General features: G+C 68.8%; 15 protein-coding genes. 9 read left to right on the forward strand and 6 right to left on the reverse strand.

The window, feature by feature from the left end; translation table 11 throughout:
• The 4 genes from AB0M51_RS05990 (at position 1) to AB0M51_RS06005 (ending at position 4,270) form a co-directional block, all read left to right on the forward strand.
• Positions 1-1,248, forward strand: a complete 1,248-nt coding sequence (locus tag AB0M51_RS05990; RefSeq protein WP_344196853.1) for a SidA/IucD/PvdA family monooxygenase — start codon at positions 1-3, stop codon at positions 1,246-1,248.
• Positions 1,245-2,951 (forward strand): IucA/IucC family protein, encoded by a 1,707-nt coding sequence (locus tag AB0M51_RS05995; RefSeq protein WP_344196851.1) that lies wholly within the window; start codon positions 1,245-1,247, stop codon positions 2,949-2,951. Before AB0M51_RS05990 ends, AB0M51_RS05995 begins: the two co-directional genes overlap by 4 nt.
• 96 nt (positions 2,952-3,047) lie before the next feature.
• Positions 3,048-3,725, forward strand: a complete 678-nt coding sequence (locus AB0M51_RS06000) for a class I SAM-dependent methyltransferase (protein ID WP_344196849.1) — start codon at positions 3,048-3,050, stop codon at positions 3,723-3,725.
• Between the two features lie 119 nt (positions 3,726-3,844).
• Complete coding sequence (locus AB0M51_RS06005) at positions 3,845-4,270, forward strand: DUF805 domain-containing protein (protein WP_344196847.1); 426 nt, start codon at positions 3,845-3,847, stop codon at positions 4,268-4,270.
• Positions 4,271-4,487: 217 nt separating this feature from the next.
• Here AB0M51_RS06005 and AB0M51_RS06010 read toward each other — a convergent pair whose 3' ends face one another.
• The 4 genes from AB0M51_RS06010 to AB0M51_RS06025 are packed head-to-tail and all read right to left on the reverse strand — an operon-like array spanning position 4,488 to position 8,968.
• Positions 4,488-5,888 carry a metallopeptidase TldD-related protein gene (locus tag AB0M51_RS06010; protein WP_344196845.1) on the reverse strand — a complete coding sequence of 467 codons (1,401 nt, stop codon included), beginning with the start codon at positions 5,886-5,888 and terminating at the stop codon, positions 4,488-4,490.
• Positions 5,885-7,396, reverse strand: coding sequence for a TldD/PmbA family protein (locus AB0M51_RS06015; RefSeq protein WP_344196843.1), 1,512 nt, complete (start codon positions 7,394-7,396; stop codon positions 5,885-5,887). The genes AB0M51_RS06010 and AB0M51_RS06015 overlap by 4 nt, the downstream gene beginning before the upstream one ends.
• Positions 7,397-7,406: 10 nt before the next feature.
• Complete coding sequence (locus AB0M51_RS06020; RefSeq protein WP_344196841.1) at positions 7,407-8,117, reverse strand: nucleotidyltransferase domain-containing protein; 711 nt, start codon at positions 8,115-8,117, stop codon at positions 7,407-7,409.
• The gene (locus tag AB0M51_RS06025; protein ID WP_344196839.1) at positions 8,117-8,968 is read right to left on the reverse strand and encodes an alpha/beta hydrolase; all 852 of its coding nucleotides are present in this window, start codon (positions 8,966-8,968) and stop codon (positions 8,117-8,119) included. Before AB0M51_RS06025 ends, AB0M51_RS06020 begins: the two co-directional genes overlap by 1 nt.
• Before the next feature lie 146 nt (positions 8,969-9,114).
• Between AB0M51_RS06025 and AB0M51_RS06030 the strand changes: the two genes are divergently transcribed.
• Genes AB0M51_RS06030 through AB0M51_RS06050 form a run of 5 tightly spaced genes read left to right on the forward strand, consistent with a single transcriptional unit; the run spans position 9,115 to position 14,695 of the window.
• Complete coding sequence (locus tag AB0M51_RS06030) at positions 9,115-10,044, forward strand: ABC transporter permease (protein ID WP_344196837.1); 930 nt, start codon at positions 9,115-9,117, stop codon at positions 10,042-10,044.
• Positions 10,044-11,042 carry an ABC transporter permease gene (locus AB0M51_RS06035; protein ID WP_344196835.1) on the forward strand — a complete coding sequence of 333 codons (999 nt, stop codon included), beginning with the start codon at positions 10,044-10,046 and terminating at the stop codon, positions 11,040-11,042. Before AB0M51_RS06030 ends, AB0M51_RS06035 begins: the two co-directional genes overlap by 1 nt.
• Positions 11,035-12,033 (forward strand): ABC transporter ATP-binding protein, encoded by a 999-nt coding sequence (locus tag AB0M51_RS06040; protein WP_344196833.1) that lies wholly within the window; start codon positions 11,035-11,037, stop codon positions 12,031-12,033. Before AB0M51_RS06035 ends, AB0M51_RS06040 begins: the two co-directional genes overlap by 8 nt.
• Entirely contained in the window at positions 12,030-13,013 is a 984-nt protein-coding gene (locus AB0M51_RS06045) for an oligopeptide/dipeptide ABC transporter ATP-binding protein (RefSeq protein ID WP_344196831.1), read from the forward strand. The genes AB0M51_RS06040 and AB0M51_RS06045 overlap by 4 nt, the downstream gene beginning before the upstream one ends.
• On the forward strand, positions 13,010-14,695 hold the full coding sequence (locus AB0M51_RS06050; RefSeq protein WP_344196829.1) for an ABC transporter substrate-binding protein: 1,686 nt from the start codon (positions 13,010-13,012) through the stop codon (positions 14,693-14,695). Before AB0M51_RS06045 ends, AB0M51_RS06050 begins: the two co-directional genes overlap by 4 nt.
• Before the next feature lies 1 nt (position 14,696).
• On the opposite strand, the gene AB0M51_RS06055 is transcribed toward AB0M51_RS06050, so the two are convergent.
• On the reverse strand, positions 14,697-15,188 hold the full coding sequence (locus tag AB0M51_RS06055) for an HAD family acid phosphatase (RefSeq protein WP_344196827.1): 492 nt from the start codon (positions 15,186-15,188) through the stop codon (positions 14,697-14,699).
• Complete coding sequence (locus AB0M51_RS06060) at positions 15,181-15,732, reverse strand: GNAT family N-acetyltransferase (protein ID WP_344196825.1); 552 nt, start codon at positions 15,730-15,732, stop codon at positions 15,181-15,183. Before AB0M51_RS06060 ends, AB0M51_RS06055 begins: the two co-directional genes overlap by 8 nt.
• Positions 15,733-15,759 lie beyond the last annotated feature (27 nt).

The following is a 15,759-nucleotide window of genomic DNA, read 5'->3' on the forward strand; positions in this document are numbered from 1 at the left end:
ATGTACGACGTGATCGCGATCGGCTGCGGGCCGTTCAACCTCGGGCTGGCCGCGCTGGCGGACGGCGTGGACGACGTACGCCTGGCTGTCCTTGACAGTCGGCCGGAGTTCACCTGGCACCGGGGGCTGATGTTCGAGGACGCGATGCTGCAGGTGTCGTTCCTGGCGGACCTCGTCAGCCTGGTGGAGCCGGCGCACCATCTGTCGTTTCTGTCCTACTTGAAGGACAACGATCGGCTGTATCAGTTCTACGTGCGGGAGAAGTTCCACCCGACGCGGCGCGAGTACGAGGCGTACCTGCGCTGGTGTGCCGCGCAGTTGGACTCGCTGCACTTCGGGCACCACGTACGGTCGGCAGAGTGGAACGGGTCCGCGTTCGAGCTGACCGTGGAGCGTGGGGACGCTGTCGAGCACTTCGAGGCGCGTCACCTCGTGGTTGGTGTCGGCACGGAGCCCTTCGTACCAGCAGCACTGGCAGGGCTGCCTGCTGAGCGGTTCTTGCACTCGGCGGACTATCTGTTCCGTCGGGACGACCTGCTGCGTGCAGGGCGCGTGACGGTGGTCGGCTCGGGCCAGTCGGGTGCTGAGTGCGCGCTGGACCTCCTGCGCGCCGACGGTCCCGCTGTATCGTGGCTGACCCGTACGCCGTCGTTCGCGCCGCTGGACTACTCCAAGCTGGTGCTGGAGATGACGACACCGTCATACGTCGACTACTTCCACGCCTTGGACGAACCGGTACGCGACCGGCTGGTGAAGGAGCAGTGGCGGCACTACAAGGGCATCTCGGCGGAGACCCTGGACGACATCCACGACGTCTTGTACACAAGGGATCTGGGAGCAGAGCTTTTGTGTGGTGTGGCCGTGGTGTCGGCTGTGGCGCGTGCTGACGGTCTGGAGCTGACGCTGCTGCACTCAGACAGCGGGAAGACCTTCCAGCACACTACTGACGCTGTGGTGGCGGCTACTGGCTACCGGAATCGGGCGCTCCCTTTCATGGATTCCTTGCAGGACAAGATGGACCACGACGCTGCCGGCCGCTGGGTGATCAACCGCGACCACAGTGTGCGTGGTGCGTTGGACGGGCGCGTTTTTGTGGCCAACGCGGATCTGCACAGCCACGGCGTCGCCGCACCGGACCTTGGCATCGGTGCCGTCCGCAACGCGGGCATCCTGAACAGCATCGCCGGTCGTGAGGTGTTCAGGCTCCCCAAGTCCACCGCTTACACGACGTTTGCGATTCCCGGATGAGTACCTGGACGCGGTGCTCGTCGGAGCTGCTGGCGAAGCTGATCTCCCAGTTCTGCACGGAGGGGTTGCTGGAACCGGTCGAGAACAGCCTTTCGTTCGGTGCGGTGTCGTACACGTTCGCGGCGACCCGTGGCGGTTTCGGAAGCTGGCGGGTCGATCCGGCGTCCATCCGGCGTACCACGGCCGGCATCCTCGGGAACGACGAGAGCGAGCCGGCTACCGACCCGATCCAGTTCTTCGTCGACGCAGCCGACGTCCTGGGCGTGGACGGGTCCACGGCGGCCGGGTACGTGGCTGAGCTGACCAGCACGCTCGCGGCCGACGTACGGATGGCTTCTACCGCAGTACCGGCTGCTGAGCTACTGGAGGTGCACCACAGCCGCCTGGAAGGTCACCTGACCGGGCACCCGCTCCTGGTCGCCAACAAGGGCCGCCTGGGCTTCTCAGCCGCCGACAGCGAGCGGTACGCCTCCGAGGCCCGTACTCCGCTGCACCTGGTGTGGCTGGCCGTACGGCGTGGTCTCGCCGAGTTCCGCGGTACGCCGGACCTCTCGGAGTACGGCGTACTGGAGCGGGAGCTGGATCCTGAGACGCTGGAGGCGTTCCGTTCACGGCTGGACGACCCGGACGCGTACGTGTGGCTGCCGTGCCACCCGTGGCAGCTGGATCACGTCGTACGGACGCAGTGGGCGCGGGAGCTCGCAACGGGCGAGATCGTCGTACTGGGGGAGAGCCCCGACGAGTACCTGCCCACACAGTCGATCCGCACGATGGTGAACATCTCGAAGCCTTCGCGCTACCAGGTCAAGCTCCCGCTGAAGATCCTCAACACCTCGGTCTACCGCGGCATCCCGGAGCATTGCACCCTGGCCGCCCCGATGATCACCCAGTGGCTGCGCGGCCTCTGGGCCCGCGACGACGTGTTCCGCGACCTCGGCACCGAGCTCCTCGGCGAGGTCGCCTCCGTCACCGTCCCGCACCCACAACTCGGCACCCACCCCGGCATCCCGTACCAGTGGACCGAAACCCTCGGCTGCATCTGGCGCGACCCCGTCGACCCCCGCCTCCGCGACGGCGAAACCGTCTGGCCGCTGGCCGCCGTCCTGCATCCCGGCTTCACCGAGGCTGCGATCGCCCGCGCCGGCACCGACCCGCAGACCTGGCTCGCCCACCTGATCGCCACCCTCCTGCGCCCGCTGCTCCATCTCCTCCACCACTACGGCATCACCGTCAACCCCCACGGCGAGAACCTCGCCGTGATCTGCACCCCCGAAGGCCTCCCGGCCCGCCTGGTCGTCAAGGACCTCGTCGACGACATCAACCTCTCCACCGCCCCCATCGTTGCCCGCGGCCCCGAACCCGACTCCCACGCCCGGGTCCTGCCCAGAAAACCCTGGCCCGTCCTCCGCCAGTACCTCGTCGACGCCCTCCTCCTGGGCGTCCTCAACCCCCTCGCCTCCCACTCCCTCGTCCCCGAGGAGACCTTCTGGGGCCTGGTCCGCGCGGAAGTGGACCTCTACAGCCGGACGAACCCTCACCATGCCGACCGCCTGAGCGCGACCGCGCTGACCGGACCGTCCTTCCTGCGCTACCCCCTCAACGGGTACCGGCTCACGCTCGGGTACGCCGACCTCGACACCCGTCCGCCGATCCCGTCCACAGGCTCGATTCCGAACCCTCTCCACACGGCTCCCCGGTTGTAGATCGTGCGACTCGGGTGCTTCTCCGAGGGTTGTGTCGTAGGCTGGCGCGGTCTGTCGATCGGCCAGGTCGGTGTGACGACCACGGGGAGCACCACAATGCACACTGGGAATACTGGGAATGTCGAGCTCGCGAGGGCTCAGCAGGAGCGGTGGGACGCGGCGTACGCGCGGCGGGCGGAGTTGCACGGGGCGGAGCCGTCAGCGGCGGTGCGGCAGGCGGTCGAGTTGTTCGCGGCGGCGGGGATCGTCGATGTGCTGGAGCTGGGCGCGGGGCACGGGCGGGACGCGTTTTTCCTGGCCCGGCGAGGGTTCAGCGTGCACGCGACCGACTTCAGTGAGACGGCGCTCGACCAGTTGCGGCATGCGGCGCAGCGGGAGGGGCTCGACGACCGCGTGACGGCGGCGCTGCACGACGTACGGGATCCGTTGCCGCCGGCCGACGCGACGGTGAACGCGGTGTTCGCGAATCTGTTGCTGAACATGGCGTTCTCGCCCTCCGAGCTGCGGGCGCTGGTCGCCGAGATCCACCGGGTGCTCCGCCCGGGCGGGGTCTTCGTGTATGCCGTCTGGTCCGCGGACGACCCGTGCGCGCAGCACTGGCAGCAACTGGAGGACGGACTGTCCGGGCACGACGGGTTCGTCGGGCGGTTCTTCGACCAGGAACTGATCGGTGAACTCGGCGAGAACTGGAGCCTCGACGAGGTCACGCCGTACCAGGAGGAGCAGCGGCTGATGCTGCGCGTGACGATGACGAAAGCCACGCCCGAAAGCTGAAGTCGGCTCTAGGTGTGAGATTGCAGTGTGATCACCAAAGCGAAAAGCCGGATTGACGTTCCCAGCAGGTTCCGACAGGCTTCTGAACCGCGTCTCACCTTCGACCATCGGAGATAGCAATGCAGTGGTACATCGACGTCCTCAAGAAGTACGCCGTGTTCGACGGGCGGGCCCGTCGCAAGGAGTACTGGATGTTCGTGCTGTTCAACGTGATCGTCTCGATCATCTTGTCGATCCTGGACAAGATCCTCGGGCTGGACTTCGGCAAGGGCAGCTCGTCGGGCTGGTTGTCGACGATCTACAGCCTGGCGGTCCTGCTGCCGTCGATCGGCGTGGCGATCCGGCGGATGCACGACACCAACCGGTCCGGCTGGTGGATCCTGATCAACCTGATTCCGTGTGTCGGGTTCATCTGGTTCATTGTGCTGGCGGCCGGCGAGGGCACCGCGGGCCAGAACCAGTACGGACCGGACCCGAAGGCGGCCGAGCGGTTCGGCGGCCCGGGCCAGGCGGGTCCGGCGGAGCCGGGTTACCCGACCGTCTGACGCAGTACGAAGAACGCCCCGCCGGTGGTTCCGGCGGGGCGTTCTGCATGCCCTAGGGCATGTCTCCTAATCCCACGCCTACTGCGGGGCACTCGGCACGGCATCTCGCCGCACGGGTGCAAAGGGAACGATGCTCCGCATCGACCCCTTCGCCCCCGCGCGCCGAGCTACCGCACCGAGCACCTCCTCGCTACGACGTGGGATCAGGAGACATGCCCTAGCTGGCCTGGCTGACGCTGGACATGTTGTAGTCCGGGATCAGCAGCGGCGGTGTCGCGGTCCGGGAGAAGTAGTCGCCCCACTCGCGGGAGAACGACGGCACGGTCGCGCCGGCCGCGGTGAAGCGGGCCAGCAGGTCGACCGGGCTCTCGTTGAACCGGAAGTTGTTGACCGCGCCGGTGACCTCGCCGTTCTCGACCAGGTAGACGCCGTCGCGGGTCAGGCCGGTGAGCAGCAGTGTCTGCGGCTCGACGACCCGGATGTACCACAGGCAGGTGAGCAGCAGCCCGTGGTCGAGGCCGGCCACCAGGTCGTCGGTCGTCCCGCTCGCGCCGTCCACCGAGAGCACGTAGTTGTCGATGTCGGGCGTGGCCGCCGGTGCGCCGATCAGGTCCGCGGTGTAGCGGCTGGTCATCAGGTGCTCGAGCTTGCCGCCGCGGATCCAGTCGGTGGCCGCCAGCGTGAGGCCGTTGTCGAACACGCTCGACGAGCCGCCCGACGACCGGGACACCGCGAACGCGAACGCCTCGAGTCCCGCGAGCGCCGGATCCGAGTGCAGGTTCACCGGCTGCGACGACAGCGTCTCGCCGATCCGGGTCCCGCCGCCGGACTTCGAGAACACCGTCTGCCCGTCGAACGCGTCCCGGCCGTCGAGCACCCAGTACAGGTACGTCGTCAGGTCCGCGACCGCGGCCGGCGGCAGGATCGTCGGGTGCCGGCCGGCGTCCACCGAGACGGTCCGCGACGCCCAGCCGAGGCGACGGGTCAGCTCGGAGTCCAACGCGAGCGCGTCGACGTCGGTGAAGTCACGGGTCGCCGTACCGACCCAGGCCGAATGCGCGTCGACCTTCCCGGTCGAGGACACGTATCCACGGGGAAGGGCCTGACGCAACCGCAGCCCCGTCGACGAGCCGACGTACAGCGTGACGACCTCATGGTTCGCGAACCCGTACAGCCGGCGCTGCGCGGCGGCCGCCTGCTTGAGCGACTCCCCGAGCGACGGAGCGAACTTCTCGTACACACCGACCGTCGTCTCGTCCGGCTCGAGCGACCAGTCCGCTGACGCCGTACCGTCGACCAGTGGGCGCGCGTCCTCGGCGGGAGCCGCGGCGCGGGCGGTGGCGATCGCGGCCGAGACGATCTCGCGGAGCGTGTCCTCGGTGACGGACGAGCGGCCGACGACGCCGGCCGCCGTACCCTCGCCGGAGCCGACCGTGGCGATCACGGTCACGCTCGACCCGCGCATCGCGCCGTTCGTGGTCAGGGTGTTGTTCGCCCAGCGCAGGTTGGTGCTGGACGTCTCGGCGACGAGTACGACGCAGCCGTCGGCGCCCTCGGCCGCAGCCAGGGCCAGGCCCCGCTCGACGGTGTCCTGCGGAGTGAGCTGTACGGCGGTCACCGGCCGGCCTCCTGGGTGGTGTTGAGAATGCGGACTCCGCGGAACAGCGCGGACGGGCAGCCGTGGCTGACCGCCCCGGACTGCGAGGGCTCGGCCTTGCCGCAGTTCAGCGCACCGCCGAGGACGTACGTCTGCGGGCCGCCGACGGCCTCCATCGAGCCCCAGAAGTCGGTCGTGGTCGCCTGGTACGCGACGTCGCGGAGCTGGCCGTCGAGCTTGCCGTCGGTGATCTTGTAGAACCGCTGACCGGTGAACTGGAAGTTGTACCGCTGCATGTCGATCGACCAGGACTTGTCGCCGACGATGTAGATCCCGTTCCGCACCCGGCTGATCAGCTCCTCGGTGGAGGGGCCGTCCGCGGCGGGTTGCAGGGAGACGTTGGCCATTCGCTGGATCGGGATGTGGCCCGAGGAGTCGGCGTACGCGCAGCCGTTGGAGCGCGGCGTACCGAGGACTTCCTCGTTCTTCTTCGCCATCCGGCGGTCGACCTGGTAGCCGACCAGGATGCCGTCCTTGACCAGGTCCCACTGCTGGCCGGCGACGCCCTCGTCGTCGTACCCGACCGTGGACAGGCCGTTCTCCGCGGTGCGGTCGCCGGTGACGTGCATGACCGGCGAGCCGTACTTCAGCGTGCCGAGCTGGTCGAGGGTGGCGAAGCTCGTGCCCGCGTAGTTCGCCTCGTAGCCGAGGGCGCGGTCGAGCTCGGTGGCGTGGCCGATCGACTCGTGGATCGTCAGCCACAGGTTGGACGGGTCGATGACCACGTCGTAGGTGCCGGCCTCGACACTCGGCGCGGCCAGCTTCTCGGCCAGCCAGCCGGGGATCCGGGCGAGCTCGTCGTCCCAGTTCCAGCCGGTGCCGGTCATGTACTCCCAGCCGCGGCCGGCCGGCGGAGCGGTCGACGACATCGAGTCGAAGCGGTCCTCGGCGACGCCGTGCGCGGTGATGGACGGGCCGATCCGGACGCGCTGCTGGGTGTACGACGTACCGGCGGAGTTCGCGTAGTACTTGCACTCGTGGATCGTGGCGACGCGGACACCGACGTGCGCGACGCCGTCGGCCTTGAGCAGGCGGTCACTGTAGTCGGTGAGCAGCGCGACCTTCTCGGCGCGCGGGACAGTGAACGGGTCGATCTCGTACGACGAGATCCAGGTGACGTCGTCGTACACCGGCTCGTCCGCGAGCTCGATCGTCTCGGCGTTGATCGGGCGGGACACCTGCGCCATGTTCACCGCCTGCTCGGCGAGCAGCACCGCCTCGTCCGCGGTGAGCGCCACGCCGGCGGCGAAGCCCCAGGTCCCGTCATGGATCACCCGCACCGCGAGACCGAGATCCTCGTCGTCCTTGGCGCTCTCCAGCACGCTGTCGCGCAGGGAGATGGACTCCGAACGGATCCGCTCCAGCCGGAACTCGGCGAAGCTCGCACCGAGGTCGCGAGCACGTTGCAGGGCGGCCGCGGCCAGCTCCTGCCGGGGAAGAGCAAGAAACGCTGCATCGATATCGGGCACGTCCCCGACCTTATACACGGAACCCGACAATCTCCTGCGGTGTAGGCAGAATGACGAACCCCGCGAACAACCGACCACCGTGGTCAGCGAGGATTCTGTCCACCACAGCGACCAACCGCGAGTCTTCAGCGCGCACACCGCCCAACAACGCTTCCGCGTAGTCGCTGCCGTGCACACTGTCGTAAGCCGCCACTTCCCGGAGCAGGCCCTTGCCCGTGCCGGACCAGTGACCCGAGCCTGTCAGGAGCAGCTGGGCGGCTTGCTGCCACAGCACAGTCGCAACCGCCAGCCGTACGTCACCGACCGCACTCGCGAAGTCCTCCAGCAGGTCAGTGATCGTGTACCGCAGCAGACTGAGCTCATCCGCGGTCAACGGTTCGGGTCCCGCCGCCACCTCGGCGAGGAACTCCTGCTGCAGTCGTGCGCCGGACCCGTCGGTGTCCACGAGGACGACGGACTCCCCGACGAGGCGCATCATCGTCGGCTGGCGGCGGGCCTGGTCCTTGTCGGCGAAGTACCGCAGCGACTTCTCGGTGTGCACGAACAGCTCGACCGGCCATCCGCCGTACTCGATCGACTTCCGCAAGACCGGGCCGTCCTGCAGGACCGTGATGTCCAGGTCGGACGTCGGGCTCGCGTCGCCGCGCACCACGCTGCCGCCGAGCCAGGCGGCTCGGGCGTCCGGGTACAGCTCCAGTACGAGTTCGCGTGCGAGGTCCATCAGGACAGTGTCAGCCACCGGAGGAGTTCGCGGTACGCATTTGCCGGCGGGATGTGGCCGCCGACGTAGCAGCGGCGTTCGGCGTGCGGGATCGCGGCCGCGAGGTGGTCGGCGTACTTGCCGGCGCGCTCGTCGGCGGAGCCGTGCCAGAGGGTGACCGGAACGGCGATGTCGCCGAGGTCGAAGCCCCAGGGCTTGGCGAACGCGATCAGGTCGTCCTCCCAGCCGTCGTGGCTGGTCACGAACGTGGCAGCGAGCCGCGCCATCGCGGCGGAGTCCTCGCGGGCCGGCGGCCCCGGGGCGGCGCCGGGATCCGGCGGGAGCTCGGGTCCGCCTGCTTCGACGGCGCTCATGATCGAGCGGGCGGCTTCCTCCATACCGGGCCGCAGATCGCCGTGAAGTGCCTTCCAGGAGGTGCGGTTGCGGCGCGGGTCGGCCGCTTCCTCATCCTCGGTCGGCTCGGGACCGTCCACGATTGGCGGTGAGATGCTCCCGGTCACCGCACAGCGCGTGACCCGGTCCGGCAGCAGAGCAGCGCACGCCAGCGCATGCGGTCCGCCTCCGGATCCGCCGGTGACCGCGAACCCTTCCCACCCGAGCTCGTCCGCCAGCGCTACGACATCCGGTACGACGGACGCGACCGTACGCCCGGGCTGCCGGGTCGACCCGCCGTACCCGGGCCGGTCGGCCTGCACCAGCCGCACACCGGCCGCGTCGATCGCAGCAACCGCGTCCGGCCGCTTCCACCGAGTGCTCGGCGAACCGCCGAACGAGATCACCGGTACGCCGCCCTCGGTGCCGTAGATGTTGTAGAGCACGATCCGGTCCCCGATCCGCACAAAGCCTTCCATGCAGCGGAGCGTAACCAGCAGGCAGCAGCTAACCGAAGCCAGAGTTTCCGACTCGACATTCTCGGGATTCGAGATGCGTCGACGGTGGTGGGAGGATGCGGCCTAGGTTTTGTCGGCTGTAACTATTTGACCAGTCGGGAGTGCTTGTGAGTACCTCGGTCGCCGGGACCGTATCGCCCACCCGGCAAGCGATGCGCCGGGCGCGGCGCGACCGCAGTGCACGGGTCGGGTTCGTCGTGGTGCTGTTGCTGATCCTGATCGCCGCCGCCGCGCCGCTGCTGGTCAGGCTGGCCGGTCAGGATGCGACGACGTACCACATCGACCTGCTCGACCCGGCCCGCGGCAACGCGCCGCGCGGTGCGGCCGGCGGGATCAGCGGGACGCACTGGTTCGGGGTGGAGCCGCTGACCGGACGGGACCTGTTCTCGATCGTGGTCCTCGGCCTCCGGACGTCGCTGGTGATCGCGATCACGGTCACGCTGATCACCACGGTGGTCGGCACCCTGCTCGGCATCAGCGCGGCGTACTTCGGCGGCTGGTACGACGCGATCGTGTCCCGGCTGCTGGACTTCCTGTTCGGGTTCCCGCAGCTCGTCTTCATGATTGCCCTGGGCATCATTGTGCCGGCGAAGGTGCCGCGGACCGTGCTGCTGATCGGGGTGCTGAGCGTCTTCGGCTGGGCCGGCCTGGCGCGGCTGATCCGCAACCAGGCCCGCTCGCTGGTCACCCGCGAGTTCGTCGAGGCGGCCCGCAGCGTCGGCTCGACCGGCTGGATGGTGATCACCCGCGAACTGCTGCCGAACCTGCTCGGCCCGGTGCTGGTGATCGCCACGCTGGCGATCCCCGGGTACGTCGGTGCGGAGGCGGCGCTGTCCTTCCTGGGCGTCGGCGTACCACCGCCGACACCGAGTCTCGGCCGGTCGATCTCGGACTCGATCGCGTGGGTGTACACCGGCGCCGATCCGTGGTTCCTGCTGTTCCCGGGCGCGATGCTGTTCCTCGCGGTGCTCGGCTTCACGTTGCTCGGCGACGGTGTCCGGGACGCGTTCGACGTGCGGCTGCGGAGGGCGAACTGATGCCCGATCTCCTCTGGTTCGTCACCCGCCGGCTGTTCGCCGCGCTGCTCGTGATGCTGGCGCTCAGCCTCGCGGTCTACCTGGTGTTCTACGCGATCCCGGCCGACCCGGCGCACCTCGCCTGCGGCAAGCCCTGTACGCCGGACCGTCTGGCGCAGGCGCGGCACTTCATGCAGTTCGACCAGAGCACGTTGCAGCAGTACCTGAACTTCCTGAAGGGCATCTTCGCGGGCCGTACGTTCGGTGACGGCACCGCGGCGGTGCACTGCAGCGCCCCGTGCTTCGGGTACTCGTTCCCGCTCGGGCGTCCGGTGACCACGCTGATCCTGGACCGGCTGCCGATCACCGCCTCGATCGCGCTCGGCGCCGCTGTCCTGTGGCTGCTGCTCGGTGTCTCGCTCGGCGTGGTCGCGGCGCTGAACCGGGGCCGCATCCTCGACCGGCTGTCGGTCGGGGTCGCGCTGCTCGGGGTCTCGACGCCGTCGTTCCTGCTCGGGCTGCTGGCGATCCTGGTGTTCGGCTTCTGGCTGAACATGGTCCCGGTCAGCGGGTACGTCCCGCTCACCGAGAGCCCCGTCGACTGGGCCTGGCACCTGGTCACGCCGTGGATCGTGCTCGCGATCCTGAACGCCGCGTCGTACATCCGGCTGACCCGTTCGCAGATGCTCGAGGAGCTGAACCTCGACTACATCACCACGGCCCGCGCGAAGGGCGCCGGCGAGCGGCGGGTGGTGATCACCCACGGTCTGCGCGGGGTCCTGGTGCCGGTGATCACGTTGTTCGGCCTCGACCTCGGCAGCCTGCTCGGTGGTGCGATCCTGACCGAGAAGGTGTTCAGCATGCAGGGTCTCGGCGACCTGCTGATCAGCGCCGTGGGCCAGCTGGACGTGGCCGTGGTCGTCGGGGTCACGTTGTTCTCGGCGTTCCTGATCATCCTCGCGAACCTGGTGGTGGACATAGTGCACGGTGTGCTCGACCCGAGGGTGAGCCATGGCTGAGCCAGTGCTGGAAGTGCATGACCTGCACGTCACATTCGCTACCGAGAACGGTCCGGTGCCGGCCGTCGACGGCATCGACTTCGCGGTAGCGCCGGGCAAGACCCTCGCGATCGTGGGCGAGTCCGGCTCCGGGAAGAGCGTCAGCTCGGCCGCCGTGATGGGCCTGCTGCCGTCGAACGCCGACGTCACCGGCGAGGTACTGCTCGACGGCCGCGAGCTGACCGGACTGCCGAACGACGACCTGCGCAAGATCCGCGGCAACGACATCGCGATGGTCTTCCAGGACGCGCTCTCGGCCCTCAACCCGTACTACAGCGTCGGCTGGCAGGTCGCCGAGGCGTACCGGCTGCACCACGACGTCTCGAAGAAGGTCGCGCGGACCCGGGCCGTCGAGATGCTGGACAAGGTCGGCATCCCGGACGCGGCGCGGCGGGCGGAGAGCTACCCGCACGAGTTCTCCGGGGGAATGCGGCAGCGGGTCGTGATTGCTATGGCTCTGGTGAACGACCCGAGAGTGCTGATCGCGGACGAGCCGACGACCGCACTCGACGTGACCGTGCAGGCACAGATCATGCACCTGCTCGACGACGTCCAGGAGGAGTTCGGTACGGCGCTGGTCCTGATCTCGCACGATCTCGGCGTGGTCGCGGAGGTCGCGGATGACGTCCTCGTGATGTACGCCGGCCGCGCGGCCGAGCGCGGCACCGTCCGGGACCTGTTCTTCCGGGCCGCGCATCCGTACAGCCTCGGCCTGCTGGGCGCGATGCCGCGGGTCGACGTACCGCCGAAGCCGCGGCTGACCACGATCCCCGGGAGCCCGCCGACGCCCGGTTCGATCACGACCGGATGCCCGTTCCAGCCGCGCTGCGCGTACACGCATCTGGTGGGGGAGCGGTGCGTCACCGAGCGTCCCGAGCTCACGCCCCGCCCAGGTGAGGGCGATCATGAGGCGGCCTGCCATCTGGGCCGCCGTCCTGAGGTGATCTTGTGACCGAGTTGCTCAACCTCAAGGACGTGAAGAAGTACTTCGGGCTTCGCGGCGTGCCGTGGCAGAAGGCGCAGGCGGTCCGCGCGGTCGACGGCGTGAACCTCGTCGTCCGCAAGGGCGAGACCGTCGGCCTGGTCGGCGAGTCCGGCTCCGGCAAGTCCACGCTCGCCCGGGTCGCGACCCGGCTGCTCGACCCGACCGCGGGCCGGGTGGAGATCGGCGGCAAGGACGTCACCAGGATCAAGGGCCGTCGGCTGCGGCCGATCCGCCGGCAGATCCAGATGGTGTTCCAGGACCCGCAGGCCTCGCTCAACCCGCGGCAGTCGGTCGGCGCCATCCTCAGTACGCCGTTCCGCGCGCAGGGGATCCGCCCGACGCGCGGCCAGTTGGTCGAACTGCTCGAGCAGGTCGGGCTCTCCGAGCAGCACCTGGAGCGGTACCCGCACGAGTTCTCCGGCGGGCAGCGGCAGCGGATCGGGATCGCCCGCGCGCTGTCGGTGAAACCGGACCTACTGGTCTGCGACGAGCCGGTGTCCGCGCTCGACGTGTCGGTGCAGGCACAGGTCCTGAACCTGCTGGCGGACCTGCGCGACGAGCTCGGCCTGTCGTACGTGCTGGTCGCCCACGACCTGGCCGTCGTACGGCAGGTGGCCGACCGGATCGCGGTCATGTACCTCGGCACGATCGTGGAGGAAGGCCCCGCGGCACAGGTGTACCAGTCGCCGGCGCATCCGTACACGAAGGCGTTGCTGTCCGCCGTACCGGTGCCGGAGCCGGGGGTGGTCCGGGATCGGATCGTGCTGACCGGCGACGTACCGACACCCATCGACCCGCCGTCCGGATGCCCGTTCCGGACCCGCTGTTACAAGGCCGAGGACGTCTGCGCGACGAAACGACCGGTGCTGGAACCCGTCGAGGGTTCGACCGAACATCGGGCCGCCTGCTACTTCCCTGAGCCCCCATCCCTGGAGAGGACCCAATGAAACGCATATCCCGCGCAGTGGCGGTCGCCGCTGTGCTGGCGCTGGCGGCCGCGGCCTGCAACGCCAACAACAAGTCCACGCCGAGCGCCGGCAGTACGGCGGCCGCGCAGCAGGGCGGGACCTTCCACGTGCTCAGCACCGCGAAGGAGATCAGCCTCGACCCGGCCAAGAGCCAGAACCTCGGCACCAGCACGATCCACCTGGTGCTGCGCGGCCTGACCTCCTGGAAGACGTCGCCGGACAAGGCGGCCGAGCTGGTCCCGGACCTGGCCACCGACACCGGACAGGTCAGCGACGGCGGCAAGACCTGGACGTACAAGCTGAAGTCCGGCCTCAAGTACGCCGACGGTTCACCGATCGTTGCCGCCGACATCAAGTACGGCGTCGAGCGGTCGTTCGCGCCGGAGCTGTCCGGCGGCCTCGGCTACCACAAGTCGCTGCTGGTCGGCGGCGACAAGTACGCCGGTCCGTACAAGGGCGGCGAGCTGGCCTCGATCGAGACACCCGACGACACCACGATCGTCTTCAAGCTGAACAAGCCGTACGGCGACTGGCCGTGGATCGTCAGCATGCCCGCGTTCTCGCCGGTACCGAAGAAGGCCGACACCGACCCGGCGCACTACGGCGAGAAGCCGATGGCCAGCGGGCCGTACCAGGTGCAGTCGTACACGCCCGGCTCGAAGCTCGTGCTGACCCGGAACCCGAACTGGGACAAGTCGACCGACCAGGCCCGGACCGGTCTGCCGGACTCGATCGTCACCGACATGGGTCTGCAGCCCGACGTGGTCAACCAGCGGCTGATCGCTGACTCCGGCGACGACAAGAACGCCGCCGCGACGGGCGTCTCGGTCCCCGCCGCGCTGATCCCGACGATCACCGGCAACCCGGCCGTGAAGGCCCGCGTCGCCACCTCGCCGTCCGGTGCGCTGGCGTACCTGGCGATGAACACGAAGCGGCCCGCGCTGTCGAATCCCGCCGTACGCAAGGCGATCCAGTACGCCGTCGACAAGCAGGCCGTGCAGGTCGCGGTCGGTGGACCGGAGTACGGCGGCGAGATCGCGTCGACGCTGATCACGCCGGGGATGGACGGATACAACAAGTACGACCTGTACCAGGCGCCGCCGGCCGGTGACCCCGACAAGGCCAAGCAGATGCTGCAGGCCGCCGGTGTCAGCAACCTGAACCTCGTGCTGGCCGCCGACAACACGTCCAGCGGTGTGATCGGCGTGTCCGTTGCGCAGGCGATCCAGCAGGGGCTGAAGCGGGCCGGGATCAACGTCACGATCAAGCCCATGGACAACACCCCGCTGACCGACCTGATCACCGGGAACAAGGCCGACTTCGACCTGACCGTGTCCAGTTGGCTGCCGGACTTCCCGAGCGCGATCGGCAACATCCAGCCGCTGTTCGCGTCCTCGGAGATCGGCAACGGCGGGTACAACATCTCCCGCTACTCGAACCCGGCCGTCGACTCCGCGATCGCCGCGGCGACCGCCGAGTCGGACCGCTCGAAGGCGGCCGGCATGTGGGGCGCGATCGACAAGCAGATCATGCAGGACGCACCGATCGTCCCGCTGATCTACGCCCGCAACGCGTTCCTGCACGGCTCGAACGTGCAGAACTTCTACCTGCCGCCGTACCCGCCGTACCCGAACGTTCTCATTGTCGGGTTGAGCAAGTAGCTCAGGTCCGCCCTTCGGATTCCTGGGCGTCGAAGAGGGTCGGCTGGGACTCGGGGTCGAGTCCCCAGTCGGCCCTCAGCACCGTGTAGCCGGCCTTCTTCGCGGCCGCGATCACCGTGGCGTCGTCGTCGACCAGGACCGCGACCGGGCGCTGCTCGGCGAGGCGTTTCAGCCGGCCGAGCTTCATCAGCATCGACGGGCGGCGGTCGGTGTTGCCGCGCATGTAGACCTTGCCGTCCGGGAAGCCGTTGTCCTTCAGCCACTTCTCGGTCTCGCGCCGGGTGCGCTCCGGGCGGCCGGTCAGGTACACGATCACATGGTCCGCGGCGAGCGTGGTCGCGACCGCGAGTCCTTCCTCGAGGACCGCGTCGTCCTTCGCGTGCTCGAAGAACGAGTCCCAGTCCTTCGGCCGCTTCTCGATCCAGTGGATCCGCTTGCTGGTGTCGGACAAGGTCGCGTCGATGTCGAGGACGGCGTACGGTCGATCATCCATGGTGCCCAGCTTCCCAGGTCGTGCGGTCGACGGAGTACAGCACCTCGCCGAACTCGGTGCCGGGCAGCGGGTCGTCGAAGTGCACGTGGAAGACCTTCTCGAAGCGGAGGCCGGAGCGCCGCATCACCGCCCGCGAGCGGTGGTTGACCGCCATCGTGTCGGCCTCGACACGCGTCATCCCGAGCTGGGTGAACGCGTGCGTGATCAGGGCCCTCGTGCCCTCGGTCGCGTACCCCTTGCCCCAGGCGGTCCGCAGCAGCCGGTACCCGACGCCGACAGTCGCCGGATCCGCGGTCGGCTGCATCCCGAACCACCCGACGAAACCGTCGGCGTCCTCGGCCGCGAAGGTCCCGAGCTCCGGATGCTCGGCGTACACCTGCAGAATCTCCGGCAGTACGACGTTCTCGACCTCGCCGCGCGGCGTCGGCGCACCGGTCAGGAACCGCATCACCTCCGGATCCGCGTCCAGCCGCACCAGCAACCCGGCATCGCTCGCGCTGAACCGCCGCAACCGCAACCGCTCCGTCTCCAGATATGCGCCCACGCCCGACTCTCTCACCCGTCTTTGAGA

This window comes from Kribbella sp. NPDC051137 (assembly GCF_040682535.1).
Taxonomy (GTDB): domain Bacteria; phylum Actinomycetota; class Actinomycetes; order Propionibacteriales; family Kribbellaceae; genus Kribbella; species Kribbella karoonensis.